This window comes from Paeniglutamicibacter antarcticus, from assembly GCF_039544305.1.
Classification (GTDB): Bacteria; Actinomycetota; Actinomycetes; order Actinomycetales; family Micrococcaceae; genus Paeniglutamicibacter; species Paeniglutamicibacter antarcticus_C.
Map to the genome: position 1 here is coordinate 56356 of NZ_BAABLK010000002.1, position 26420 is coordinate 82775.

The 26420-nt window shown below is 61.2% G+C and carries 22 protein-coding genes, 1 tRNA gene, 1 pseudogene and 1 riboswitch; of the genes and pseudogenes, 19 read left to right on the forward strand and 5 right to left on the reverse strand.

All coding sequences use genetic code 11. From position 1 onward, the window contains the following. The first annotated feature begins 302 nt into the window (after nucleotides 1-302). The 7 genes from ABEA12_RS00280 to ABEA12_RS00310 all read left to right on the forward strand — a co-directional run bounded on the left by ABEA12_RS00280 (nucleotide 303) and on the right by ABEA12_RS00310 (nucleotide 8327). Nucleotides 303-800: an HNH endonuclease gene (locus ABEA12_RS00280; RefSeq protein WP_210101931.1), complete on the forward strand. Its 498-nt coding sequence runs from the start codon at nucleotides 303-305 to the stop codon at nucleotides 798-800. Next, nucleotides 797-1465, forward strand: coding sequence for a molybdenum cofactor guanylyltransferase (mobA, locus tag ABEA12_RS00285; RefSeq protein WP_210101930.1), 669 nt, complete (start codon nucleotides 797-799; stop codon nucleotides 1463-1465). The genes ABEA12_RS00280 and mobA overlap by 4 nt, the downstream gene beginning before the upstream one ends. Before the next feature lie 15 nt (nucleotides 1466-1480). After that, on the forward strand, nucleotides 1481-1759 hold the full coding sequence (locus tag ABEA12_RS00290; RefSeq protein ID WP_210101929.1) for a DUF6457 domain-containing protein: 279 nt from the start codon (nucleotides 1481-1483) through the stop codon (nucleotides 1757-1759). Nucleotides 1760-1770: 11 nt separating this feature from the next. Continuing rightward, nucleotides 1771-2964, forward strand: coding sequence for a molybdopterin molybdotransferase MoeA (locus tag ABEA12_RS00295; protein WP_210101928.1), 1194 nt, complete (start codon nucleotides 1771-1773; stop codon nucleotides 2962-2964). Between the two features lie 64 nt (nucleotides 2965-3028). Then, nucleotides 3029-3862 carry a formate dehydrogenase accessory sulfurtransferase FdhD gene (fdhD, locus tag ABEA12_RS00300; RefSeq protein ID WP_210101927.1) on the forward strand — a complete coding sequence of 278 codons (834 nt, stop codon included), beginning with the start codon at nucleotides 3029-3031 and terminating at the stop codon, nucleotides 3860-3862. Nucleotides 3863-3937: 75 nt separating this feature from the next. After that, nucleotides 3938-6259, forward strand: a complete 2322-nt coding sequence (locus ABEA12_RS00305; RefSeq protein WP_210101926.1) for an FdhF/YdeP family oxidoreductase — start codon at nucleotides 3938-3940, stop codon at nucleotides 6257-6259. Between the two features lie 211 nt (nucleotides 6260-6470). Next, nucleotides 6471-8327 (forward strand): ABC transporter ATP-binding protein, encoded by a 1857-nt coding sequence (locus ABEA12_RS00310; protein WP_210101925.1) that lies wholly within the window; start codon nucleotides 6471-6473, stop codon nucleotides 8325-8327. Nucleotides 8328-8337: 10 nt separating this feature from the next. On the opposite strand, the gene ABEA12_RS00315 is transcribed toward ABEA12_RS00310, so the two are convergent. Next, entirely contained in the window at nucleotides 8338-8739 is a 402-nt protein-coding gene (locus tag ABEA12_RS00315) for an NUDIX hydrolase (RefSeq protein WP_210101924.1), read from the reverse strand. Between the two features lie 207 nt (nucleotides 8740-8946). Between ABEA12_RS00315 and ABEA12_RS00320 the strand changes: the two genes are divergently transcribed. Then, nucleotides 8947-10176 carry an ROK family transcriptional regulator gene (locus tag ABEA12_RS00320; RefSeq protein ID WP_210101923.1) on the forward strand — a complete coding sequence of 410 codons (1230 nt, stop codon included), beginning with the start codon at nucleotides 8947-8949 and terminating at the stop codon, nucleotides 10174-10176. A 562-nt stretch (nucleotides 10177-10738) separates the two neighbouring features. Here ABEA12_RS00320 and ABEA12_RS00325 read toward each other — a convergent pair. Further along, nucleotides 10739-10815: transfer RNA gene (locus ABEA12_RS00325), tRNA-Arg, on the reverse strand. Nucleotides 10816-10903: 88 nt separating this feature from the next. After that, a complete protein-coding gene (locus tag ABEA12_RS00330) occupies nucleotides 10904-11539 on the reverse strand; it encodes a hypothetical protein (protein WP_345465657.1) in 636 nt (211 codons plus the stop codon). A gap of 73 nt (nucleotides 11540-11612) precedes the next feature. On the opposite strand from ABEA12_RS00330, the gene pcrA reads away from it, so the two are divergent. The 3 genes from pcrA to sucD all read left to right on the forward strand — a co-directional run bounded on the left by pcrA (nucleotide 11613) and on the right by sucD (nucleotide 16341). Then, a complete protein-coding gene (gene pcrA / locus ABEA12_RS00335) occupies nucleotides 11613-14012 on the forward strand; it encodes a DNA helicase PcrA (RefSeq protein ID WP_210101922.1) in 2400 nt (799 codons plus the stop codon). Nucleotides 14013-14252: 240 nt separating this feature from the next. Beyond that, nucleotides 14253-15422 (forward strand): ADP-forming succinate--CoA ligase subunit beta, encoded by a 1170-nt coding sequence (gene sucC, locus ABEA12_RS00340; RefSeq protein WP_210101921.1) that lies wholly within the window; start codon nucleotides 14253-14255, stop codon nucleotides 15420-15422. A 16-nt stretch (nucleotides 15423-15438) separates the two neighbouring features. Beyond that, a complete protein-coding gene (gene sucD / locus ABEA12_RS00345) occupies nucleotides 15439-16341 on the forward strand; it encodes a succinate--CoA ligase subunit alpha (RefSeq protein WP_210101920.1) in 903 nt (300 codons plus the stop codon). Between the two features lie 253 nt (nucleotides 16342-16594). Here sucD and ABEA12_RS00350 read toward each other — a convergent pair whose 3' ends face one another. Beyond that, nucleotides 16595-17803, reverse strand: a complete 1209-nt coding sequence (locus tag ABEA12_RS00350) for a cytochrome P450 (protein ID WP_210101919.1) — start codon at nucleotides 17801-17803, stop codon at nucleotides 16595-16597. A 177-nt stretch (nucleotides 17804-17980) separates the two neighbouring features. Here ABEA12_RS00350 and ABEA12_RS00355 point away from each other — a divergent pair, with 177 nt between their 5' ends. The 8 genes and pseudogenes from ABEA12_RS00355 to ABEA12_RS00390 all read left to right on the forward strand — a co-directional run. After that, the gene (locus tag ABEA12_RS00355; RefSeq protein WP_210101918.1) at nucleotides 17981-18766 is read left to right on the forward strand and encodes an IclR family transcriptional regulator; all 786 of its coding nucleotides are present in this window, start codon (nucleotides 17981-17983) and stop codon (nucleotides 18764-18766) included. After that, the gene (locus tag ABEA12_RS00360; RefSeq protein WP_210101917.1) at nucleotides 18744-20420 is read left to right on the forward strand and encodes an HAL/PAL/TAL family ammonia-lyase; all 1677 of its coding nucleotides are present in this window, start codon (nucleotides 18744-18746) and stop codon (nucleotides 20418-20420) included. The genes ABEA12_RS00355 and ABEA12_RS00360 overlap by 23 nt, the downstream gene beginning before the upstream one ends. A 139-nt stretch (nucleotides 20421-20559) precedes the next feature. After that, nucleotides 20560-21459, forward strand: a complete 900-nt coding sequence (locus ABEA12_RS00365) for an ABC transporter substrate-binding protein (protein WP_210101916.1) — start codon at nucleotides 20560-20562, stop codon at nucleotides 21457-21459. Continuing rightward, complete coding sequence (locus ABEA12_RS00370) at nucleotides 21456-22418, forward strand: amino acid ABC transporter permease (protein WP_210101915.1); 963 nt, start codon at nucleotides 21456-21458, stop codon at nucleotides 22416-22418. The genes ABEA12_RS00365 and ABEA12_RS00370 overlap by 4 nt, the downstream gene beginning before the upstream one ends. Beyond that, entirely contained in the window at nucleotides 22415-23182 is a 768-nt protein-coding gene (locus ABEA12_RS00375; protein WP_345465670.1) for an amino acid ABC transporter ATP-binding protein, read from the forward strand. The genes ABEA12_RS00370 and ABEA12_RS00375 overlap by 4 nt, the downstream gene beginning before the upstream one ends. A 55-nt stretch (nucleotides 23183-23237) precedes the next feature. After that, nucleotides 23238-24380, forward strand: coding sequence for an aminotransferase class I/II-fold pyridoxal phosphate-dependent enzyme (locus ABEA12_RS00380; RefSeq protein WP_345465687.1), 1143 nt, complete (start codon nucleotides 23238-23240; stop codon nucleotides 24378-24380). Then, on the forward strand, nucleotides 24377-25384 hold the full coding sequence (locus tag ABEA12_RS00385) for a PDR/VanB family oxidoreductase (protein ID WP_345465673.1): 1008 nt from the start codon (nucleotides 24377-24379) through the stop codon (nucleotides 25382-25384). Before ABEA12_RS00380 ends, ABEA12_RS00385 begins: the two co-directional genes overlap by 4 nt. 200 nt (nucleotides 25385-25584) lie before the next feature. Continuing rightward, nucleotides 25585-25749, forward strand: a pseudogene (locus ABEA12_RS00390) (succinate--CoA ligase subunit alpha); the annotation flags it as partial. Between the two features lie 95 nt (nucleotides 25750-25844). On the opposite strand, the gene ABEA12_RS00395 reads toward ABEA12_RS00390, so the two are convergent. Further along, nucleotides 25845-26129, reverse strand: a complete 285-nt coding sequence (locus tag ABEA12_RS00395; RefSeq protein ID WP_210101913.1) for a hypothetical protein — start codon at nucleotides 26127-26129, stop codon at nucleotides 25845-25847. 23 nt (nucleotides 26130-26152) lie between these two features. Beyond that, nucleotides 26153-26283: riboswitch (SAM riboswitch) on the reverse strand. Nucleotides 26284-26420: the final 137 nt, after the last annotated feature.

Sequence of the window (26420 nt, forward strand, 5' to 3'; positions counted from 1 at the left end):
CCAGCTTCGCAACGGCCCCGGTCGATCCGAAAGGATCGACCGGGGCCTTTGCCGTTAATGGGGCCAACGATTCGTGTTCCCCGAACGTGCGGCCATCGAGCTTGGCCGCGCGAGGGTGGATGGCTGGAGAACTTTCGATTGAATTTTGAACGAGTTCTCCCCAAATGCGAGCAAAACTCCGGTTCGTTGTCTTAGGCTGGTTCACAGGAGCCAAAGCCAAGTGCCGCGTGCGCCACCGTGAGGGATTTCCGTCGTGGACGGGTCCCTTCTGTTGTGCCGGGTCAGGATCTAAGGATGCGCACATGCGAACCCTAGTACTGAATGCAGGATTTGAACCACTGGCGGTCATTACCTTCCGCCGGGCACTTCTCCTTGTCATCACCGGGAAGGCGACGGTGCTGGCCGATGACGACCGATACCCGGTAGTAAGCGTGAACCAAGTCATGCCACGGCCAACGGTTATCCTGCTCAACCGCTACATTCGACTCCCATACCGCAACACCATCAACGTTTCGCGTCGCGGGGTGCTTCGCCGTGACGCGCACCGGTGCGCCTATTGCGGAAGAAACGCGAACACCATCGACCACATCGTGGCGCGGAGTCGCGGAGGAGAGGATTCATGGGAGAATCTAGTTGCGGCTTGCCAGAACTGTAATAGCGCCAAGGCAGACCGGACGTTGGCGCAGCTGGGCTGGAAGCTGCGGTTCGCCCCGAGTCGACCTCGGGGAGCCCAGTGGTTCATCACGGAGCTCGAGCGGCCCGCGGAGGCCTGGAGTCCCTTTTTACGGAGTGCAGCATGAAATTCGATGCGATAATCGTGGCCGGCGGCCGCGGTTCCCGACTTGGCGGTGTCAGCAAGCCATTGCTGGAACACCGCGGGGAAACGCTGCTTGAACATTCCCTCAATGCGGTGCGCGATGCCCAAGCCATTGCCGTGGTCGGCGGTCATGCACTGGCCGAGGTGGTGACCAAGTACATGGAAACCGCGCCTGATAGCCAGCGGGTGCTGATAACACGCGAGTACCCCAGTTATGCGGGACCTGCCGCTGCGGTCGCCGCCGGACGTACGGCGCTTGACGACGGGCCGGATGACGAAAGCGCCCAACAACAAAACGTTGCCTCCGAACTCACCGTGGTTCTGGCATCGGACCTGCTTGACCCCGGTCCCGTGGTCGCTGCACTGCTCCATGCCACCAGGCACCCGGCCGACGGCATTGAGGCATGGGTTCCGCAGGACGGGTCAGGTGTGTTGCAGACGCTTTCTTGCGCGGTTCTCACCGAGCCTCTGCGCCAAGCCATCGACCAAGCCGCCGAACCCCGTGGAAGTCTTGAGAATGCGTCGATGATGCGTCTGCTTGCTACAGTGCAGATGGAGCGATTGAAGGTCCCGGATGCGGACTTCAGCGACATTGACACGCCCGGGGACGCCGGGCGGCACGGGATAGCAGTGGCCAACGACCACTGACAAGGAGAACGCACCATGCCTGAAGTCCAACTCGACCAGTGGATCAACGAACTCCTGGGCGCTTTCGAGCTCAAGGGCACCGAGGTCGACATCGACAAGGTGCTCTCGCTTGCCGGGGTAGCCGCGCACTCCATTGTCCGCCCCGCCGCCCCGTTGACCACTTACGTTGCCGGCTATGCGGCTGGGCTTGCCGTAGGCAGGGGAGAGTCGGACGAAAAACCCGCCATGGACTCTGCCGATGAATTGGCACGCGCGGTCATTGCCGCACGCGTCGAAACCACAGACAACGCTTAGCCCGGATCCCGTTGAACGATCACCACTGGGAGGCCGCGCGCCTTGCCGCCCACGAGTTGGGGGTCAGCATCGCAGGCACCCCCGAAACTGTGTCCCTCCACCAGGTCTCCGGCCGGTTCCTTGCGGCCGATCTGGAGACGAGATACCCCTTGCCGCATTGCGCCACCTCCGCGATGGACGGCTACGCGGTCAATGGACCCGGACCTTGGCAGCTGCTCAAACCCCTGGCGACCAACCCCGGGGCCGGGGACGAGCAGGACATCGCCGTCGGCGAGGCCGCCGCCGTGGTGACCGGATCCCTTATTCCGCAAGGCGCCACCTCCATTTTGCGCGTCGAACATTCAAGCCTTGAAGGTAACGTGCTGTCCACCTGGCGTGACCTGCCATGCGGGGCGGACATCCGCCCCGCTGGCATCGAGGCCGCCGAGGGGGAAACCCTGGCCGTGGCGGGTACGCTGCTGCGTGCCGGAGTGATTGCCGCTGCCGCGGTATCGGGCCACGACGAACTTTTGGTCGCCGCAACGCCTCGGGTGCATTTGGTTTTCACGGGTGACGAGGTGATCACCTCCGGGCGTCCGGCGCCGGGCCAAGTCCGCGACGGGTTTTCCCCAGTCCTGCCACAGGTCGTTGCGGCGCTGGGGGGCGGGGAATGCACCACCACGCGTATAGGGGACACCCTCGCGGCAACGATCGCCGCCCTTGACTCGCCGGCGGCCCGGGCCGCGCAGATAATTGTCACCACCGGTGGAACCGGTTTCTCAGACCGCGACTTCGTGCGCGCCGCGGCACGGGAACTCGACGGCGAGGAAGTCATCTCCTCCATTGCGATGAGGCCGGGACACCCCTCCATGGTTTCCCGGTTGCCCGGTAACCGGCTGCTGGTGGCGCTTCCGGGAAACCCGTTAGCGGCACTGATGGCCCTGGTCACGGTCCTGGACCCGATGCTGCGCGGGGCCTGCGGCCGCGAACTGGAACAGGTGCATACCGCGGTTTCAGCCACCGACTTCCCTGCCCTTCCCGGCAGGACACGGCTGGTTCCTGCACGCTGGATCGCCTCAACCAACGAGCTGGACACATTGGCTCCGGCGGAACACGTAGCGCCGGCGATGTTGCGCGGACTGGCCGCGGCCGATGCAATCCTAGTGGTGGGCCCCGAAGGAACAAGCAAAGGGGCGCACGTATCCTATCTAGGGTTACCTTGGTAAGTGGGACGGCGCTGCACCACGGCACATGCAGGCAAATCCCGAGTCAAGGAAGGCAAACAAAGACATGGGACGTTTAATAACCCGCCGACGGATCGTAAGGGCATCTGCTGACGGGGCGCGGATCAGCCGCGAGGAGAAACTGGCCGTGGAGGAACCACTGGAGATCCGTTTCAACGGCACCTCCTTCACCACGTCCATGCGAACACCCGGGGACGATTTCGACATGGTTGCAGGGTTCCTGTTGGCCGAAGGCATCATCAGCCGCACCGAACACCTGGTGTCCATGCGCTACTGCGCGGGAACCGACGAAGAAGGCCACCAGACCTTCAACGTGATTGACGTGCAGCTGGGATTCGGTGCCCATCCTCCAGACCTTGCCGCAGCAAGGAACGTTGTCACGTCTTCGGCATGCGGAATTTGCGGAACGAACTCCATCGACGACGTATCGAAGAAATCCTCCTACCCGCTGGACCCGGACCGCGGGCACGTGGACGTTGGAGTGCTGTTGAAGATGCCCGACAGCCTGCGGGAGTCCCAGAACCTGTTCTCGGCCACTGGCGGGGTGCACGCAGCTGGGCTTTTCACCACCGACGGGGAGCTATTGCTACTGCGTGAAGACGTGGGACGGCACAACGCCGTGGACAAGGTTGTCGGAGCCGCGCTGCGTGAACGGAAATTACCGCTTCGTGACGCGATCCTCCAGGTCTCCGGACGGGCGTCCTTCGAGTTGGTCCAGAAGGCCGCAATGGCCGGAATCCCGGTGCTTTCGGCGGTCAGTGCACCCTCTTCCCTGGCAGTGGAACTGGCAGATGAAACAGGGCTGACACTTGCGGCGTTTTCCCGGGGTAGTACGGTGAACATATACACGCATGCCGACAGGCTGAGATCCGGGTCCTGAACACGGTTTGGCTCCTCCCTGTTTGGCGTGCAAGCGGCTACGGTCCGCAACACCGTTGTTGAACGTGGAGGACAAATGCATCGGCCAGCCCCATCCCAAGACATCAACGAGGACGACCTGAAGGTCACGAAGCCAAAACGCAGCGCGGCCGGGGTCAAGGCGGTGATGGTGTCCTTGGAACGCGGCTTCTCTGAGGCCGGAGTGAGCCGGACATTGCGTTCAATGCTGCGCATCAACCAGCGTGGCGGTTTCGACTGCCCAGGCTGCGCATGGCCCGAATCCATCACCGGGGCGCGCAAACCCGCAGAGTTCTGCGAGAACGGTGCCAAGGCCATTGCCGAGGAAGCCAGCGCCCGCACCGTGACCCCCGAGTGGTGGGCCAAGCACCCGATTAACGTATTGCGTGAAAAAACCGAGTACTGGCTAGGTTCCCAGGGCCGGATCACCGAACCGATGATCATACGTGCCGGCGAGAGCCACTACACGCCGATCACCTGGGCGCAGGCCTTCGCCACCATTGGCGAGCACGTAAATGCGACAACGCCGGACAAATGCGTGTTCTACACCTCCGGGCGTACGGCCAATGAAACAGCATTCATGTACCAGTTGCTGGCCCGATCGCTGGGCACCAACAACCTGCCGGACTGCTCGAACATGTGCCACGAATCTTCCGGCTCCGCGCTGAACCCCACGATCGGGATCGGCAAGGGCACCGTGTCGCTCGAAGACTTCGAGCACGCGGAACTGATCTTCGTCATTGGCCAGAACCCCGGAACCAACCACCCGAGGATGCTCTCGTCGCTTGCCGATGCCCGCAAGCGCGGCGCGCATGTGGTTGCGGTGAACCCGCTGCCCGAGGCGGGATTCTTCGGGTTCAAGGACCCGCAGGCCGTGGGTGGCATGCTCGGAAAATCCGAGGATATTTCCGACCACTTCTTGCAGATCAAGGTCGGCGGGGACCTGGCGCTCTTCCAAGCCTTTGGCCACCTGCTGTTCGAGGCGGAAGCCAAGAGCCCCGGCACCGTTGTCGACCACGACTTCATCGACTCGGTAACCGATGGATTCGACGCTTACAAGGATGCACGCGCCACCATCGACTGGGAAGCGACCGAGGAAGCAACCGGACTGACCCGCGCCGAGATCACCACCGTGGCTGAGCTGCTGATCAAATCCAAGGCCTCTATCTTCTGCTGGGCGCTCGGGCTGACCCAGCAACCGCACTCGGTGCCGACGCTGAAGGAAATCATTAACATTCTGCTGCTCCAAGGCAACTTCGGCAAGCCCGGCGCAGGGGCATGCCCGGTACGTGGACACTCCAATGTCCAGGGCGATCGGACCATGGGCATTTGGGAGAAACCCGGAGAGGCCCTGCTGCTTGCCCTTGACAAGGAATTCAGCATTGATTCCCCGCGTGCCCACGGGTATGACTCCACCGAGGCGTTGGACGCTTTTGAGAAGGATGAAGTCGACGTGTTCGTGTCCATGGGTGGGAACTTTGCCCTGGCGAACTCGGAAACCGAGGCCCTGGAAGCGGGTATGCAGCGCTCCAAGTTGACGGTGCACATCTCCACCAAGCCCAACCGTTCCCACGTGGTGCATGGGCAGACCTCGCTGATTTTGCCCACCCTGGGACGCACCGACCGCGACGACAAACACCCCGGCGGGCCGCAGTTCCTCTCCGTGGAAGATTCCATGTCGGTCATCAAATCCACACAAGGGCGCCTGAAGCCCGTGTCCGAGCACATGCTGGCAGAGCCCGTCATCGTGGCACGGATGGCACTGGCCATCCTGGGCGATAACCACGTCGTGGATTGGAAGGCCATGGCAGCGGACTACGATGTCGTCCGAGACCATATTTCCCGGGTTCTGCCCGGGTTCGAGGACTTTAACAAACGGGTGCGTGGGCGCAACGGCTTCGTGCTGCCCAACCCGCCGCGCGATTCGCGTTCCTTCGCCACAGACATCGGCAAGGGCAAGTTCACGGTCTCCGACTTCGAGGCGCTGTATGCCCCCGAGGGGCACCTGATCCTTCAGACCATGCGCAGCCACGACCAGTACAACACCACTTTCTACGGACTCGATGACAGGTACCGCGGGATCAAGGACGGACGCCGGGTCATCTTAGCGAACCCCGATGACCTGGTGGAGATGGGCTGGGAAGACAAGGACCTGGTGGATGTCATTTCCACATTCCGTGGTACCGAGCGCCGGGCTAACCGCTTCCGGCTGGTTTCCTACCCGACGGCCAAGGGTTGCGCCGCCGCGTACTTCCCCGAGGCGAATGCACTGGTGCACCGGGACTTGGTGGCACGGGAATCAAACACCCCGGGATTCAAGGCCATGATGGTGCGCTTCGTGCCGCACGAACTGGCCCCGGGACCGACGCTGAACAGCTAGGCGGAACGACACAAAACGGGGGAGCTTTCCGGGCTTTTGGTTCCGGGCAGGTCCCCCGTTTTGCTGTCCGGGAAGAACCGGGGGCCCACAGGGGTTATGCCTGTGTCGGGGCATTCGATGCCCGCGGCGGACTAAGATCGATAGTCTCTGTGCCCGGGGAAACCTTCCATTGGCACCGCACAACTACCTAGCTGGATGGCGAGAGCAACTCATGAGCATGGAAAACGCGGCCTGGCATTCGCTGTGGCGAATGTCGGGCCCGGAGAAGTCCAGGGCCTACGCGGATACTACCCCTCGACGGGTACTGGCCTTTGCCACAAGCTACAAGAACCGGCTGCTGGTCTTCGTCCTCTTTTCGGTGGTGGCCGCGGTCCTCGCGGTGGTCACCCCGGTGCTGGCCGGACGCGTGATTGACGCCATCGTGGACAAGAGCGGAATTCAGGTCGTTGTGAACCTGGCATTGATCATTGCTGGAGTCGCCGTCGCCGAGTCAGCCGTATCGCTGGTGGTGCGCTGGTATTCCTCGCGCCTGGGCGAGGGCATTATCTTCGATTTGCGCACCGCGGTCTTCGACCACGTGCAAAAGATGCCCGTTGCCTTCTTCACCCGGACACGCACCGGGGCGCTGGTCAGCCGGCTGAACAACGACGTGATCGGCGCCCAGTCCGCGTTCGCCGGCACCTTGTCAGGGCTGGTGTCCAACACCGTAGCACTGGTGCTGACAGCCGGCGTCATGTTCACCACTTCGTGGCAAGTCACCGCACTTGCGTTGGTGCTGCTGCCGATCTTCCTGCTCCCTGCGCGGTACTTCAGCAGGTCCATCGCGTGGTTGCGCAAGGAATCCGCTGACCTGAATGCCTCGATGGGCAGCCAAATGACAGAACGCTTCTCGGCGCCCGGCGCCACCTTGATCAAGCTCTTTGGCCGTCCGGCCGACGAATCGGCGCAATTCGCCTTGCGTGCCGGACGCGTGCGGGACATCGGGGTGAAGATGGCAATGCGCCAGTTCTTCTTCGTCGCGATGCTCACCCTGGTTGCCGCCTTGGCCTTGGCCTTGGTTTACGGCCTGGGCGGGGTCTACGCGTTGCGTGGCCAAATGGCGGCCGGCGACGTCGTGGTCCTGGCAATGCTCCTGACCAAGCTATACGTTCCGCTGACTTCCCTAGCCAATGCACGGGTGGAAATCACCAGTGCATTGGTTAGCTTCGACAGGGTTTTTGAGATCCTGGATCTCAAACCACTGATCACCGACGCGCTCGACGCGAGGGTGCTGGAGCCGGGGCCAGTCGCAGTGAAGTTCTCCAACGTTTCCTTTGCCTATCCCAGCGCGGAAAAGGTCTCCTTGGCCTCGCTGGAGGACGTCTCGGTGCTTGACACCAGGGGTGGGGAAACCGTGCTTCACGGGATCGACTTCGAGATCCCCGCAGGGTCCACGGTAGCCCTGGTTGGTTCGTCGGGAGCAGGAAAATCCACCATTGCATCCCTCCTGGCTCGTCTCTATGACGTGGATTCGGGCGCCGTTGAATTAGCCGGAACCAATATTCGCGAGCTCCGGCTCGATTCGCTGCGCTCGACGGTCTCCATGGTCACCCAGGACGGACACCTGTTCCACGAGACCATCGGCTCGAACCTCCGGTTGGCGAAACCCGGAGCCAGCGACGAGGAAATTTGGCAAGCCCTGCGCCGGGCCCGGCTGGAGCCGACAATCGCCGGACTGCCCGAGGGGTTAGACACCGTGGTGGGGGAACGCGGGTACCGGCTCTCGGGCGGGGAACGCCAGCGCATGACCATTGCCCGGTTGCTGTTGGCTGCCCCGCAGGTCGTCATCCTCGACGAGGCTACGGCCGCACTGGATTCCTCCAATGAGGCGGCGGTTCAGGCTGCCTTGGCCGACGCCTTGGCAGACAGGACGGCACTGGTGATTGCCCACAGGCTCTCCACCATCCGCTCGGCGGACTTGATACTGGTCATCGAAGACGGGCGAATCGCTGAACGCGGCACCCACACCGAGCTTTTGGCAGCACGCGGCCGCTATGCGGAGCTACACGACACCCAGTTCGCACAGTGACCGGCGGAGACTAGGGACCCAGCAATCCCGGAAGAACCTTCTCTCGCAGCAGGGGTGCAATATCGGTGCGCCGCAGCGCTGCAGCGGGGTCGATCCAGAGCATCTCCGCGATCTCGGCCTGGACCACGGGAGTGCAGTCGGTCTGCGCTGCGAACAGGTGTGCATGGATATCGGTATCCGCTTCATTGGCCGCTGGACCGATCCACACGCCGGCGGGCACGACGTCGTCGGGACCGAACACTAACCCCAGCTCTTCGTGGACCTCACGCAACACTGCGGACAGCGGACTTTCGTCTGGCTCGAGTTTCCCGCCGGGCTGCATGAACATTCGTGTTCCGCTTTTACGCACCAGAAGAATGCGTTTGGAAGAGTCCAGGAGTTGCAGGGCTGCGATCGTAAGAATCTTTGGCATAACTTGAGCTTAACAACCATTAAACACACAGGTGGGAGTGATAACGTGCTTGGTGGACAGGTCTCAGGGCGTGATTTCCGTTTAGCAATGGAGGCCGGAGCCAATCCGGCTAGGACGCCATGTTCGACTGAACCGCATTAGCCGAAAGGCCAGCGGGTCAGGCAAGACCAGCGGGGGATCAAATGAGGATCTACAAATGGAGAATTGATGCAGCGGGGCACCAACTTAGGGCGACTTGGGGATTTTAATCAGGCGGTCATCTTTGAATCGATTCGCCGTGCGGTTGACGGGGTCAGCCGTGTAGAACTTGCCGGCTCAACGGGCCTTTCCCCACAAACAATTTCAAACGTCGTACGCCGGCTGCTGGATGAGGGCTTGGTCCGCGAGGACCGGACGATCGTCTCCGGTCCGGGCAAGCCACGTACCGTCTTGGAGCTCGAAGCCAACCGCATGGTGGCCGTGGGCATCCACCTCGACCCCGGTGTCATCACCGTGGTGATGTTGAACCTGCGCGGTGAAACGCTGCATTCGCGCCGGGTGGACATCCCAGCCGTTGAAGTTCCGGAAAAGACCATCGAGGCCATGGCGCAGACTGTGGACGAGATCATTTCCGAATCAGGTGTTCCACGCACGCACGTGCTCGGCGTGGGTGTGGTTGTCCCCGGCCCACTGGATCCCGAACGAGGGGTCATGGTCGATCCACCGTTGCTCGATGGCTGGAAGGACGTGGAGATACTTGAGCCGCTGCAGCGCCTGCTCAAGCTCGACGTTGTGATCGAGAAGGACACGATTGCCGCATCCATCGCCGAGCAGTGGAAGAGCAACGATGCCGAACGCGATAATTTCCTCACGATGTACGTGGGTGCCGGAATCGGCGCTGGCATGGTCTTGAACGGCGAGGTCCACAGAGGCATCAGCAACAATGCTGGCGAGGTGGGGCACTTTTCGACAGGCATCGTCGCCCAGGAATGCACCATCTGTCTCCGCAACGATTGCCTGCATGCCTCTTTGTCTTTCAACCTGATCGCGCAAAACGCCCGTGCACTGGGTCTCAACCTGACGGTTCCCGATGAGGGCACCGCGGAGGAACGCGCATCGGGCATGAACGAGATCGTGACCATGGCAAAATCGGGCAACGAAAACGCCGTCCAGTTGATTCGTCAATGCATGAGCCACGTGGGCCAGGTGGCCGGCCAGTTGTGCAACACACTTGATATCGGTCTGGTGATCATGGCAGGCCCGCTGTGGTCGGAGGTCGGGGAATGGTGCCTCGACGAGGTGCGTGGGATCATCAACGAACGCTTCAGCTCCAAAAACGTCCATGCCATCGAGGTTCGCTCCTCCACGTTGGGCCATGAAGTGGGAGCAATCGGCGGTGCTTGCGCCATCATGGATGCAAGCCTGTCGCCCAAGGCAGCAGCATTGCTGTTGCGCTAAACGGGCATTTATTGCGTCGATGGGTCGTTAGAAGTCGCTTTTGGCGACCCATTTACTTACCGCAGGTAATTCAGTTGACAATCTATGTCCAATGGATTTAGATGACCGTTAAGAGTTGGTTGCAGCTGAGCTGCCCACCGTTGTTTGCGTGAAAGTTTTTTTAGTCCGCAAAGCCAGCGCGTGGGGGAACGGCAGGTCGGTTGCTGGGGGCCCGGCTCTTAACGCTGTCGACCGGTGCCGTGGAATGTAATGGGAGTTATCCCACGGTTTCACCGGTCGACGGCACCCACCTAGCGCGCCGTTTTTAGCGAGGTGATGCAAAATGCGCCCTCAAAAGGGAGATGGGTCCTCTGCCGCAAGGGCATCCGCGCCGATTCCCGGGCCGAGGGGTGACCCGGACGGATCCGCTCCGGAAAAATCGTTTTGTTGAGCAGCCATGGTCGTGCCTGGAGGTGCAGCTGCCTTCATGATGCCCGGGGAGATCGAAACGCTGGAGATATCCGTCGTCCAATCCGGTCATTAAACGCCGCACGACCTGCATCAAAGCAGGTCGTGCATTAGCTGGTGCCCCTGGCCGGAATTGAACCGACGGCCTACTCTTTAGGAGAGAGTCGCTCTATCCAACTGAGCTACAGGGGCTCGCTTCATCCGAATCGAACCGAATCAATCCTAACGGTATTTGGCGAAGCATGGGTTATGCGGCGCACCGTGCCGCATGGAAATGTCCCTAAAGCAGGCCCTTCTTAGATAGTTCCCACTTTTCGCGGAACGTGCGCACGAACGAAGCGATGAGCACCCCGAACAGAATCGCTGCAGTGGCGATGAGCAGGATCCAACTGGCGGTTGTCAACGTCGATGCCAGGGAAACGGCCGAGGGATCCAACGGACTGATGAACAATGCATCAATGGCACGGTTTTCCCATAGGTCAGCCACGGCGAAGAGAATCGGCACCGACCACAACGCCCACCGCCCGGCGCCCCGGGCGGTGTTGATGTTCACGGCGAGCATGGTGATCAACGCGAGGAAAAGCGGAAAGAGGAGACCCGCTGTCTTGTGAACATAGTTCAGCTGACCCACGGCGTCAGCATCCATCGCCTGGCGTAGCGCCTCGATGTGTTCCACCGAGTAACCGCCGATCATTTGGTCGGGCATGGTCAGTCCGTTGGAAAGATCGGTCATTTGGTTCAGTACAAGCAGGTGATAGTACCAAAAGAGGAAGAGCACCACGACAAAGCCGGCAATAAGAATGAGATTCCCGTTGCTGGCCGCTTTCTCCGGCGAACGCTGGCTTGAGGAGTTGACCATCGGCGCTGCCGGAGCAGGGCGGTGGTATTGTTTCTTTTTCTTCTGAGACTTACCCATGACCCCAATTATGCCGCCAAAAGGCCAAGACCGGACCAACCCGTCAGTCCGTCGCCGTAGACTGGGGCGCATCATGGATTTTCTTTTCGATGACTTCGTCGCACCCGCTGAACCCCAGTCCCTGCCAGATGCCCAATCCCTGCTTGCCGGACTTAACTCCAATCAGGAACAAGCCGTCAAGCATGCAGGCTCCCCGCTGCTGATCGTTGCCGGCGCCGGATCCGGCAAGACACGCGTTCTTTCGCACCGCATTGCATACCTGTTGGCCACCGGGCGGGCACGTCCACACGAGATCCTGGCGATCACCTTCACCAACAAGGCGGCCGCCGAGATGCGAGAACGCATCGCCGCCCTGGTGGGCGAGGAAGTGGCAAAAAAGATGTGGGTCTCGACCTTCCACTCCTCGTGCGTGCGGATCCTGCGCCGCGAGGCTGCCGCGGTCGGATTGAAGCCGAGCTTCTCCATCTACGACTCCGCAGATTCCCTGCGACTGATCACCATGGTGTCCAAGGGCCTGGAACTGGACCCGAAGAAGTTCACTCCCAAATCGATGTCTCACAAGATCTCCGCGCTGAAGAACGAACTCATCGATGATGAGGAATATGCCCGAAGCATTGCCAGCAACGATCCGTTCGCCTCTGCCGTGTCCCAGGTCTACCGCGGCTACACCGAGCGCTTGCGCGCAGCCAATGCTCTTGACTTCGACGACCTGATCGCTCACGTGGTCAATCTCTTCAGGGCATTCCCGGCCGTGGCGGACAACTACCGCCGACGGTTCCGCCATGTCATGGTCGACGAGTACCAAGACACGAACCACGCACAGTATGCACTCGTGCGCGAGCTGACCGGACCCGATGGGCCGACCCCCGGAGGGGAGCTGACCGTGGTCGGCGACTCGGACCAATCGATCTACGCCTTCCGAGGCGCCGACATCCGCAACATCGTGGAGTTCTCCAAGGACTACCCGGATGCCGAAACCATCAAGCTCGAGCAAAACTACCGTTCGACCCAGACCATCCTCTCGGCCGCCAACGAAGTCATCAAACGCAACCCAGACCGTCCCGAGAAGCGCCTGTGGACTGCCGAGGGTGACGGCGAAAAGATCATCGGGTACGTGGGGGAATCCGAGTCGGACGAAGCGCGTTGGATCGCAGAGGAGATCCTGCGCTTGAACGACGAGGAAGACATCCGCCCCGGCGACGTCGCTATTTTTTACCGCACCAACGCCCAATCGCGTTCGCTCGAGGAACAGCTGATCCGGATGGACCTGAAATACAAGGTCATTGGAGGAACACGTTTTTACGACCGCAAGGAAATCAAGGACGCCTTGGCCTACCTGCGCGCGCTGGTCAACCCGGAAGACGACGTCAATGTGCGGCGTATCCTCAACGAGCCCAAGCGCGGTATCGGCGACCGGGCCGAATACTCTGTTGCTGCACTTGCCGAACGCGAACGGGTTTCCTTCATGGAAGCGTTGCGCCGTGCAGAGGATGCACCCGGGTTGGGAACACGGGGCCAGAATATGGTCGGGGCCTTCGTGAAGATCATGAATGACCTGGCGGTGGTCGCCGATGGTTCAGGACCGGCGGAAGCGCTGGAAGCGGTGCTGGAGCAGACCGGCTACCTGGAAATGCTGCGCTCGACCAACGACCCGCAGGATGAATCCCGCGTGGAGAACCTTGCCGAACTGGTGGCAGTGGTCAGGGACTTCATCAAGGAAAACCCCGAAGGCACGCTGACCGATTTCCTGGAACGCGTGGCACTGGTGGCCGATGCCGATTCCATACCGGAGGCACCTTCGGATGCCGAAGGCGTGGATATGGCCCACCGCGAGGGGATGGTTACGCTGATGACCCTGCATACGGCCAAGGGCCTTGAATTCCCGGTGGTGTTCCTCACCGGCATGGAACACGGCATCTTCCCGCACCAGAGGTCCCTCACCGATGAAAAGGAATTGGCCGAGGAGCGACGGCTGGCTTACGTGGGGCTCACCCGGGCACGTCAGCGCCTTTACCTGACCCGCGCCGAATACCGCAGTCTCTGGGGCCAGGCCCAATACAACCCCGCCAGCCAGTTCCTGGAGGAAATCCCGCAGGACCTTTTGGATTGGAAGCGTGAAGGTACCAAGCGTTCGAGTATCGATTCGTTCGGGCGTCGCGACAACTTTGCCACCAGCCGCTATGAATCGGGTTCCTACTGGGGCTCCGGGTCAAGCGGAGGGGGCGGGGGCAGAGTTTCGGGTGCGCCGGAAATCCACACGCTGCGAACCGCTCCCACGGCCAAGGGCCGCGTACAACCGAACAAGGAAATCGTTTCCCTGTCCGTGGGGGACAAAGTCAGTCACGGGACTTTCGGCCAGGGCGTTGTCTTGGCTCTGGAGGGCTCCGGGGACAAGACGGTGGCCAAGGTGAAGTTTGCGGATGCGGAGAAGCGGCTATTGCTTCGGTACGCCCCGTTGTCCAAGCTTGACTAGCGACGCTTGCGGTCGGTTTTCATACCTCCTTAGGCCGTTGCTTTGGCGGCTTTGTGCCCCGCATCACGGGCTATTTTGCTCTACCTGTTGTAGAACTGTGCCATTGGCGGCGAACGCGTTAGGCTGAGCAATGGAGCCTGGCCTGTTCCCAGGGCGGGCTCTTCCCCTCAAAGCATGGAACCGTATTTACGGAGCCCTGCCTTGAGTCAGCATAGACTTCGACAAGAAGGACACAAGCCCGTGGACCTGTATGAATACCAGGCGCGCGATATGTTCGAGTCGCACGGTGTACCCGTGCTGGCCGGCATCGTTGCCTACACTCCTGAAGAAGCCAAGGCCGCAGCCGAGAAAATCGGCGGCGTCGTGGTTGTTAAAGCCCAGGTTAAGGTCGGAGGCCGCGGCAAGGCCGGTGGCGTAAAGGTCGCAAAGACCGCCGACGAGGCATTCCAGTACGCCACCGACATTCTCGGCATGGACATCAAGGGCCATACCGTGAACAAGGTCATGATCGCCCAGGGTGCCGACATTGCCGAGGAGTTTTACTTCTCCGTACTGCTGGACCGCGCCAACCGCAACTACCTGGCCATGTGCTCGGTTGAAGGCGGTGTGGAAATCGAGGTGCTCGCAGTCGAGCGTCCCGAGGCCCTGGCCCGCGTTGCCGTTGACCCGGAAGTGGGTATTGACCAGGCCAAGGCCGACGAAATCGTCGCCGCGGCAGGTTTCGCCCCGGAACTGACCGAGAAGGTCGCTTCCGCGATCCTGAAGCTGTGGGACGTCTTCAAGAAGGAAGACGCAACCCTGGTTGAGGTCAATCCGCTGGTTCGCACCGGGGCCGGCGAGATCGTGGCACTGGACGGCAAGGTCTCCATCGATGAGAACGCCGAATTCCGCAATCCGCACCACGCGGACCTTGAAGACAAGGACGCAGCGGATCCGCTCGAGGCCAAGGCCAAGGCGCAGGGCCTGAACTACGTCAAGCTTGACGGCGAAGTTGGCATCATCGGCAATGGTGCCGGCCTTGTCATGTCGACCCTGGACGTCGTTGCCTACGCAGGCGAAAATCACGGCAACGTGAAGCCCGCCAACTTCCTGGACATCGGCGGCGGAGCCTCGGCAGCAGTCATGGCTGCCGGACTCGATGTCATCCTCAACGACGAGCAGGTCAAGTCGGTGTTTGTAAACGTCTTCGGTGGCATCACCGCGTGCGACGCAGTGGCCAACGGCATTGTCGGTGCGCTGAACACCTTGGGCGACGCGGCCAACAAGCCGCTGGTCGTACGTCTTGACGGCAACAACGTGGAGGAAGGTCGCCGCATCCTGGCCGAAGCCAACCACCCGCTGGTCACCCTGGCAGCAACCATGGACGAGGGCGCCGCCAAGGCTGCCGAGCTCGCCAACGCAGCGAAGTAAGTAGGGATACGCGAACATGAGCATTTACCTTAACAAGGCCTCCAAGGTCATCGTTCAGGGCATTACCGGCGGCGAAGGCACAAAGCACACCGCCCTGATGCTGAAGGCCGGAACCGACATTGTTGGCGGCGTCAACGCCCGCAAGGCCGGCACCACCGTGACCCACGGCGAGAAGGAAATCAAGGTCTACGGAGCAGTGGCGGAAGCCATGTCCGAAACCGGTGCAGACACCTCCATCGTCTTCGTTCCCCCGGCGTTCACCAAGGATGCAGTCGTTGAAGCCATCGAGGCAGGCATCGGCCTGGTCGTTGTCATCACCGAGGGTGTCCCGGTACAGGATTCGGCCGAGTTCTGGGCACTTGCCCAGTCCAAGGTCGACGCAGACGGCAACCAGGTCACCCGCATCATCGGCCCAAACTGCCCCGGCATCATCACCCCCGGTGAAGCGCTGGTCGGCATCACCCCGGCCAACATCACCTCCAAGGGCCCGATCGGCTTGGTCTCCAAGTCCGGAACCCTGACCTACCAGATGATGTACGAACTGCGCGACCTGGGCTTCTCCTCGGCCATAGGCATCGGCGGCGACCCGATCATCGGAACCACCCACATCGACGCACTTGCTGCGTTCGAGGCGGATCCGGAGACCAAAGCCATCGTCATGATCGGTGAAATCGGCGGCGACGCCGAAGAGCGTGCAGCCGAGTACATCAAGGCCAACGTCACCAAGCCGGTTGTCGGCTACGTGGCAGGCTTCACCGCACCAGAGGGCAAGACCATGGGCCATGCTGGCGCCATCGTCTCGGGCTCGGCCGGTACGGCACAGGCCAAGAAGGAAGCACTCGAGGCTGCCGGTGTGAAGGTCGGCAAGACCCCGTCGGAAACCGCGACGCTGCTGCGCGAAATCTACGCCGCACTCTAAGCGTGTGGATCGCCCTTTCGGTGGCGGCCTCCTTGCTACTGACCTAGCAAACGAGGCCGCCACCGGTCTTTTAAGTCTTGGGGTGGCGTGGCTCCGCCATAAACCTTGGCACGCACTCCCGCTGCAGAAGCCGGTCGCAATCCACGCGTAGAGATCCAGGATCAGAGGGTTTGGACCTGCGGGCGGGCCCCCTGGCTGATGTAAGAGGGCCACTCCACCCTGCCAGCATGCTGCGGCCGCACTTCAGGGGCGATCAAGCCGCGCTAACGGTGACCGGGATCGAGGACCAGCCGCGCAAGGTGGTATGCAGGAACGGCTCGGGCTCGGCCGTGAGTTCGATCGACTTCACGCGTGTGGCGAACTCGGTCAGAAGGACATCCATTTCCAATCGGGACAGTGGCTGTCCCACGCATTGGTGGATGCCCATGCCAAAGGCCAGATGACCTCCGGCCTGTCGGGAAATGTCGTACTGGTCTGCAGTGGGTCCCCAGCGTTCGGCGTCGCGATTGGCGGAACCGACAAAAAGCGCCACCTTGGTGTCCGCGGGCAGCTGCATCCCTCCCAGCTCGGTGTCGCGTGAGGTCGTGCGGTAGAAAGACTGGAAGGGCGATTCGTAGCGGAATGCCTCGTCGATGGCGAACTTCACAAGCTTCGGGTTCTGGTGGACTTTCGTATACTCTCCGGGGTGGCGGACCAGCGCCAGCAGGGTAGCGCCGAGGGAGAAGATGGTGGTGTCCAGCCCCGCTGAGAGCATGGCCCGGACGAGCAGTGCAGCTTGGTCAGCGGTGATTTCCCCTCGATCCGAATACTCCCAGATCTGGGCGCCCAGTGAACCTGGGGACAGGTTCTCACGCGCGGTGTTTGCCATGGCCCACTCGTTGTTCCCGGCCCCGGAGGCAAAGTGCTCGCGGGCGAGAGCGGTATCGGGGCCGAACGTAGAGAAGTTCGCGGCTCCAAGGGCAGGCAGGTGCTCGGCCCGACCCTCGCGCGGGATCCCCACCGCGTCGCCGAAGACCCTGAGCGGGAAGACTTCTGTCATGTCCTTAATCAGGTCAAAGCTGCCGCGTTCGAGCAGGCTATCAACCAGTTCAGTGGCGTATTCCTGAAACCCCGCACGTAGCGAGCGAACTCCGCGCGGGGAGATTACCCCGCCTATCGCGTGGCGCATTTCAGTGTGGATCGGGGGGTCCGATTCCATGATGCCTTGGGCCCGCCAGCTGGGTTCGTGGTGCAGGTTCTTCGGGCCTGCGCCTGCCCCGGATACGAAGGTTCTGTAGTCATCGAGGACCTCCTTGCATTCATTGAATCGTGTGATCGCATGCAGTCCGTGGCACTGCATCATCGTCAGTGGACCGGCTTGCCGCATCCGCTCGAAGAGCGGGTACGGATTGACCAGGTTCTCTGGAGCGTAGGGATCTTCCGTGCAGACCGGGACCGTTGACGCGGCAATGGCTGATTCCATGGGGCTTCCCCTTAACTAGTGGTGAATGAGACCAAACCTAACGATGACTGGGGCTGCCCGTTAATTTCATTCTCATTATGCGAGAATCAAGATTGTTCTCCCGGGGTAAAGCATGGAGCATCTATCCAGAGCCTGCGGATGTGGGCTCGATCACATTGGGAGCGGAAGGGGCCGGACATGTCATCGTCGTTTGAACGCGGACTTCAAATCCTGGCTGAAATCGTGGCCCGTGGTGAAACCACAGTCGATGCGGTGGCCTTGAAACTCAACATCCCACCTAGTACGGCCTACCGTTACTTTCGGGTGTTGCGCGACCAGGAATTCGTGACCGAGGAAGAAGGATGCTACCGCCCCGGACGCGTCCTGCTCGGTGTCTCTGGCCGACATCTCGCCCAGTCCTACCTCGTTGAGGTCGGAAGCGCCCTACTGCGTTCGATCGTCGAGCAGGTAGGGGAAACCGCCGTAATGATCGTGCGGATCGGTGACCAAGCCATGTGCTTGCGTCGAGCCGAATCCGACAAGTCGCTAAAATACACCTTCGCCATTAATGAACTCCTCCCTCTTTACGCCGGAGCCGGGCAGCGAATGCTGCTGGCCTGGGCGCCGCCGGAGGTTATTCACCAGGTACTCTCCGGTCCGATGAACCGTTTCACCTCCAAGACACTGAACGCTGACCAGCTTCGGGCCAGCATCCCGCAGATCCGCTCAACGGGACATGTAGTTTCCCGGGGCGAACTCGACGATGGGTCCGTGTCCCTGGCCGTTCCGGTCTTCAACCGCGGTGAGATCGTCTGCTCACTCAACGTAGCCGGCCCCGAGATCCGCTGTGGTTCCAAGCTTTGGATCGGCTCGACGCTGAAGGTGATGCGCGAGGCCGCCGCCAAGCTATCAGACTCGGTGCAAAGCACCACGCCAAATAAATCAACCAGGGAGACACTTGATGACTACAGCACTATTGCCTGAGACCGCACCGGTGACCATCGGTGTGCATCGGGTCACCCTCGACGACCTCATCCAAGTTGCACGCCACCGCCGGCCACTACTGATTGATGAAGCTGTCTTCGAGACCATGGAACCGTCGCGCAAGTGGTTGCAGGGCGTAGTCGACTCGATGGGGCAGGGGACTGAGACCCCACCGATCTACTCCGTAAACACGGGCTTTGGTTCCTTAGCAGGGCGCCGCGCGTTCGCTGAACCCTCTGATGCCGCCGAACTATCGCGCCGCTTGGTGCTCTCCAACGCTTCTGGGGTGGGCCGCTACGTCGATGAAGAAGTGGTGCGGGCGACCATGTTCATCCGCATCGTCTCGCTCACACAGGGCTACTCCGGCATCCGCCCCGAAATTGTTACTACGCTCGCCGCCATGCTTAACGCTGGGGTTTGTCCGGCGATCCCTGAATACGGTTCCCTCGGTGCATCCGGAGACCTGATCCCGCTGGCTCACGTGGCCATCGTGATGTCCCGTTCGCATACTGGCGAAGACCTGGAGCTGGACTCCGGAGAAGCCATGCTTGATGGGAAGGTGGTCTCGGGTATCAAGGCCATGGAAGCAGCCGGCATTGAACGCCTGCCACTGGGTGCCAAGGACGGGCTGGCATTGCTCAACGGCACTTCCTTCTCCGCAGCCCAGGCCGCCCTGGCGCTTTATGATGCGCAGAACCTGCTGGAAACCGCACAGATCACGGCAGCCATGACCATCGAGGCGTTGATGGGCTTTGGCGACGCATTCATTGACGAACTGCATCAGGCTCGCGGTCAACAGGGGCAGATCGAAGTCGCGGCACGCATTCGCGAACTGCTGGCGGGCTCCACCCTCATCGATGGCAACGCCGCAACGGATCCGGTCCGCCAGCCTCCGCAGGACGCCTATTCACTGCGTTGCGTCCCACAGGTCTTCGGCCCGATCAAAGACACCCTCGCGTTTGCGGCCGGGATATTGGAAAATGAGATCAATGCTGCGACCGACAACCCGCTGATCTTTCCCTCGCTGCCCGACACTCGTTCGCTCAAGGCAGTATCGGGTGGAAATTTCCACGCTGAATACGTGGCTTTCGCTGCCGACTTCATCTCCATAGTGGTCACAGAGATTGGATCGATCACTGAACGACGGCTCTTTCGTCTTGACGACGGCACATTGAATCGCGGGTTGCCGGACATGCTCGTTGACTCCGAACAGACGGGTATGGACTGCGGCTACATGCTGCCGCAATACCTGGCAGCTGCGCTGGTGTCCGATTGCAAGACACTGGCCCACCCCGACTCAGTGGACTCGATCCCGACCTGTGCCAACCAAGAAGACCACGTGTCAATGGCCAACAACGCCGGACGACACGCGCGCCAGATCGTGGCGAACATCGAATCTGTGGTCGGCATCGAACTGCTCATGGCGTCCCAAGCCCTTGAACTACGCCTCGGTCTCGAAGCCACGGCCGATGCGCTCCTGAGCCCAGCTGCGGCCGCGGCCCTGGACCTGGTTCGGGGAACCACATCGGACGACGGCCGGCCGATCGACCACATCCGTGCGGATGTGGTCCTGTACCCCAGAGTCCGCAAGTCCCTTGACCTCGTCCACGACGGATCTGTCGTGCTGGCTGTGAACCAGGTGCTCGCCGGCTAGGCACACACAACCCCGTCACACCAAGTCCAGACACCGGCGTAGGTCGGAGCCCTGGATGGTTGCACCCAAAAACACCCGTCAACGACGATGGGCACCCTTCAAGCAATTCCACGAGCAGCAAGCAAAGGGAGTACGAATCATGAAAAATACGAATCGCACCGTCCGTTCCACCGCACTTGGTGCCCTGGCCATCGCCGCTATGGTTGGTCTGAGCGCATGTGGCGGAGCCGCAGAAGCCGAGAAACCGTCGGCAGGAGAGAATTCCGCCGCACTGTTCAAAGAATTGCCGGAGAAGGTCCAGAAGTCGGGAACCATCAACGTGGCAAGCAACGTGGAATACCCTCCTTTCGAGTCATTCGACACTGACGGCAGCACCATAGTCGGCATCGATCGCGAGATCGCTGACGAGTTGGAAAAACAGCTCGGAGTCACTATGAAGTTCGATAACATCGCCTTCGACGCGATCATCCCGGGCCTATCCTCTGCGCGCTACGACATGGCTATGTCCGCCATGTCGGACACCGTGGAACGGCAGAAGGCCGTGAACTTCCTGGACTACTTCTCGGCTGGCGGCGGTGTGATGACCTCTACGGCCAACGCAGAGAAGCTCAAGACCCTTGAAGACCTCTGTGGTACCCACGTGGGTATCGTCAAGGGCACCACGGAGGACGCCGATGCGGCCGAAGCCTCCAAGAAGTGCGAGGAAGAGGGTAAAAAGAGTATCGAAGTGACCATCTTCGCCGGCCAGAACCAGGCCGTGCTGGCACTGCAGTCCGACCGCGTTGACGCGTTTCTGGTGGATTCGACATCAGGTTCGGTGATTGCCGCTGAATCCAAGGGGGCGCTGGCCATGGGTGAGCGTTACCAGGACCTAGCCTTCGGCATAGTCTTCCCCAAGGATCAAGAGCAGCTGATGGGCACCATCCAGAAAGGGCTGGAGGCCATCAAGTCCGACGGATCCTATGACAAGATCCTGACCAAGTACGACATGGCAGACCACTCGATGGAGAGCTTCCCGGTTAACGGAGTCAAGGAATGAGCGCGACGGCCGTTCGCAGGAATGAAGAACCCGAGTTGAGGGTTGTTCCGGCCCGCTACGTTGGCCGCTGGGTGGCGGCATTCCTCGTGGTGGGCATCCTGGGGATGCTTGTCTTCTCGATGTTCACCAATGAGCGCTTCCACTGGGACGTGGTGGGAGAGTTCCTCTTTGCCCCACCGGTGCTGTCGGGACTAGGCAAGACCCTGATGCTCACGGCGGTCTCGATGGTCATAGGTATCCTGCTGGGGATCGTGGTGGCCGTCTGCCGGCTCTCAAGCAACCCGATCCTGTCCACCGCCGCCTGGGGATACTCATGGTTCTTCCGCGGTACCCCGCTGATGGTTCAGCTGTTGTTCTGGTTTTTCTTGGCAGCTTTGGTGCCCACCATCGGGTTGGGTGTGCCGTTCGGGCCGAAATTGCTGGAAATCGACACGAACTCTGTCATCTCCCCGTTCACTGCGGCCCTACTGGGCCTGAGCCTGAACGAGGGGGCCTACATGGGGGAGATCGTGCGCTCGGGAATCCGGGCGATCTCAACGGGACAGACTGAAGCCGCCAAGGCGATCGGCATGTCGCGGATGCAGACCATGCGCCGGGTCGTTTTGCCCCAGGCCATGCGCGTGATTATCCCGCCAACCGGCAACGAAACCATCGGCATGCTCAAATACACCTCATTGGTGATCGTAATCGGATACTCCGAGCTGCTCACCAGTGTTTCGATCATTTACTCGCGCAACTTCCAGACCATTCCGTTGTTGCTCGTCGCAGCTATCTGGTACCTGGCGGTTACAGCGCTGCTGTCGATCGGGCAGTACTTCGTCGAGCGCCACTTCGAGCGCGGCTTTACCCCTATCAAGGGCAAGAAGCCGCCCAAGCCGGGCACCTCCGCCCCGGCAGGGACCGTTGCCGCGTCCGCCGCGGCCCAGAACATAGAACCGGAATTGGAGCCCATCAAATGATCGAACCCATGCTGCGGGCACGCAACGTTCACAAGTCTTTCGGGCACATAGAGGTCCTCAAGGGCATCACCTTGGAGGTGCAGACCGGGCAGGTAGCCTGCCTGCTGGGGCCCTCGGGCTCAGGCAAATCGACCTTCCTTCGCTGCATCAACCACCTGGAAAAGATCAATGACGGCGAACTGTGGGTAAAGAGCGAACGGATCGGCTACCGCCGCTCCGGAAACAGCCTTCACGAGCTCAAGGAAAATGAGACCGCAAGGCAGCGGGCGGCAGTGGGCATGGTGTTCCAGCAGTTCAACTTGTTCCCGCACCGCACCGCGTTGGAAAATGTGGTCGAGGGTCCGATCATCGTGCAGAAGGTCCCCAAGTCCAAGGCGATGCGCGAGGGCATGGAGTTACTGGACCGGGTTGGATTGGCCGACAAGTACAAGCACTACCCTGCCCAACTCTCCGGTGGCCAGCAGCAACGCGTGGCGATCGCCCGGGCCCTGGCCCTGAAACCGCAACTGATGCTCTTCGACGAGCCGACCAGCGCCTTGGATCCTGAACTGGTCGGAGAGGTGCTTGATGTAATGACCTCGCTGGCGGCTTCGGGCATGACGATGGTGGTGGTAACCCATGAAATGGGGTTCGCCAAGGAAGTCGGGGATGTCGTGCATTTCATGGCCGACGGGCAACTGGTCGAATCGGGCAGTCCGACGCAGGTGCTGGAAAATCCGCGTGAGGCACGTACGCAGGCCTTCCTTTCCAAGGTCTTGGCCTAGCCATGGACCTGGAGAGCCGCAACTTGTACCAGATGACCGGAGTAGATCAGTGAGTATGCACACGGGCATGGCAACCGGCCCGGTTCCCCTGCCGGTTGTGGGCACACTGCCGCAGTACTCGCGGGCCGCAGGGCTGGGGACAGTAAAGTGGGTCGGATCCTCTAACGAATCGTGCATCGCCCCGGCACCCTCGGCAGTCGCCGCGATGACCGAGGCCGCCGCCGGTACCAACCGTTATCCGGGAATCGCCGGGGAGAAACTGGTAATGGCCATATCCGACACACTTGGACTGAGCGCCGAACAGATCGCGGTTGGTGCCGGATCGCTGGCACTGCTGGGCCAGATCCTCAGCGCCTACGCGCCGCCGGGATCCAGCGTGATCTACGCCTGGCGCAGCTACGAAGCATACCCAATCCTGATCGCCTTGGCCGGAGCTAATTCGGTCCCGGTGGCGCTCGATGCTTGCCATCGCCACGATTTGGAAGCCATTGGGGCCGCCATCGGCGCCGATACAAGCGTGGTGTTGCTCTGTAACCCCAACAACCCGACTGGTACTGTGCTGGAAATGTGGGAGATCACGGAGTTCTTGGACAATGCCCCACGTGAGGTACTGGTGGTGCTGGACGAGGCTTACACGGAGTACAGCTTTTCGGGCAACGACTCCGCCGAGCTGTTGGACAAGTATCCGAACCTGCTGATTCTGAGGACCTTTTCAAAGGCGTACGGCCTGGCCGGAGCCCGAGCAGGCTACCTGCTCGCTCACACCGACATTGCGGCGAACATCAGGGCAGTGGCGCCTCCGTTCGGGCTCAGCTCGCTGGCCCAAGCCGGTGCCGTTGCGGCCTGGGCCGATATCGATTATCTAAAGGCCTCGGTCGCTGAGGTGGTGGCCGAGCGAGATTATCTGGCTTCCGAGCTGGTTGCGCGAGGGCTGGAGTTTCCGTCCAGCGGTGGAAACTTTGTGTGGATTCCCGCCGGATTTCGGTCGTTGGAACTTGAAGCCGCGTGCGTTGCGCATGGGGTCTCCGTGCGCGCTTTCCAAGGTGCTGGTGTGCGGGTAACGATCTCGGTGCGTGAGGCATCGGAGGCCGTCTTGGCTGCGTTGGATTCTCTTTCCACTTTGCCGTCAGGACAAGCAGCATCCCCCATCGCGGCGCCGTCCGCACCAAAAAACCACAGCACAGGAGGTGCGTCGTGACCACCGCAATCGACACCGGACTGGTCCCGGAACCACGAGAGGGCCCACCCATCGGAGGCGACGGCTTTTTCGAGGTGGAAATCGCCGAGATCCGCCGAGAATCCGATTGCGTGGTGTCTCTGCACCTGGAACATCCCTCAGCGACGCCGTTGCCGGCGTGGACCCCCGGCTCGCACATCGACGTGCTGCTGCCCAACGGACTGCTGCGCCAGTATTCGTTGTGCTCCGAACCGGGCACCGGGCGTTGGCGGTTGGGGGTGCTGCGAGAACCGAGCGGCCGCGGAGGGTCGGCATTCGTGCATGACGACCTGCAGCCAGGGGCCAGAATCAAGGTCCGCGAACCGAGGAACAACTTCGCACTCGGGCATGCCAACGAGTACCTATTCATCGCCGGGGGCATCGGGATCACTCCGATCCTGCCGATGCTCGCCCAGGCCGATGCGGCCGGGGTTCCCTGGAGGCTGGTCTACCTGGGCCGAAGCCTGGACTCGATGGCATTTACAGCGGAGCTGGCACGCTACGGGGACAAGGTGCATTTGCATGCCGATGACACCGCTGGCTTGTATCCGCTAAAGGATTTGTTGGGATCCACCGATGCCGACTTCCACACGTACGTATGCGGTCCCGGGCCGCTACTTGACTTCATCACGTCCCTGACTACAGGCTGGGACGACAGAACCCGGTTCCACTTTGAGCGGTTCGTGGCCGACCCCGCGGCCACGCTCCCGGCAGACGGGGACCACGAATTTACGGTTGAAACCACGACTGGTGTTGAGGTCCAGGTGCCGGTGGGCACCAGTATTTTGGATGCTTTGGCGCAAGCCGGGATCCCGGCCTTAAACTCCTGCCGGGAGGGGATCTGCGGGACCTGCGAGACGGAAGTCGTTTCGGGGGAGATTGACCACCGCGACTCGTTGCTCTCTGAGGAGGAACGCGACGCCGGGGACACTATGATGATCTGCGTCTCCCGGTGCAAGGGATTGCGTATGATCCTGGACATCTAGGCCGGTCAGAAGCCTATCTGTTTTCGAAAGCCCGTCGGGATTCACGAAGAGCTTTGGAGGTCGATTGCCAGGGTCTGAGGGCGGGGCATGTGGTCAGGTTCGCGATGCCAAGCGACGTGGCCCACCCACGGTACTCCCTAAAAGACTCTCGTTGCCTAGTCCAAGGCAACCAGAAATGGTCTCGGGTTCCGGGCCTGAGCACCGGCCCGGAGCCCGAGACCATAAGCCATGCTGGCGCCGTCGTCTCGGGCTCGGCCGGTACGGCACAGGCCAAGAAGGAAGCACTCGAGGCTGCCGGTGTGAAGGTCGGCAAGACCCCGTCGGAAACCGCGACGCTGCTGCGCGAAATCTACGCCGCACTCTAAGCGTGTGGATCGCCCTTTCGGTGGCGGCCTCCTTGCTACTCACCTAGCAAACGAGGCCGCCACCGGTCTTTTTAGTCCTGCCGCGCCTGATCTTCCTAGCTGCGCAGGCGGAAGAATGAGCTCCCGACCAGCTTGTGGGCCCCGGGAAGAAGGACCACCAGCAGCTCGGGGTTGAATTCGACCTCGAGAGGCCCGTGGCCGGCCATGGCCGTGAAGAGCTTGTGCGGCGCCAGCGCTTCTAAGACCCACTCGCGCGGCCCTGCGCCCACATGCAGCAGGCCGGTATCGTCGTGGACCTCGATCCATGCGGTGATCCAGTCGCCGGCAAAGCGCGGCAATGGATTGGTCTGCGGTGAAGAGGCCAATGTTGGGCTGTACATGATGGCGCACACGTCCTTGGGGTTCGTTGTCCTTGCCCTTCGCGCGGGATGCAACCGAGGGGCCGCTTCGTCATCCGAACCACCCACCGTGCAACTATGGGGTTGGTATCTGGCCGGTCGGAGCCTTGCCGTGCGGCAGCCAGAATTCGTGAAGCATTACCAACTGTACTTGGCCGCGGGCACGATTTGCGAGCAACAGGGTTTCCCGGGCAACAAACGGTCATCAACGCGAGGTTGATTGTGGTTATACGTTGCAGAACGAACACGAAACAGGCATAGGCTGGATCGTGG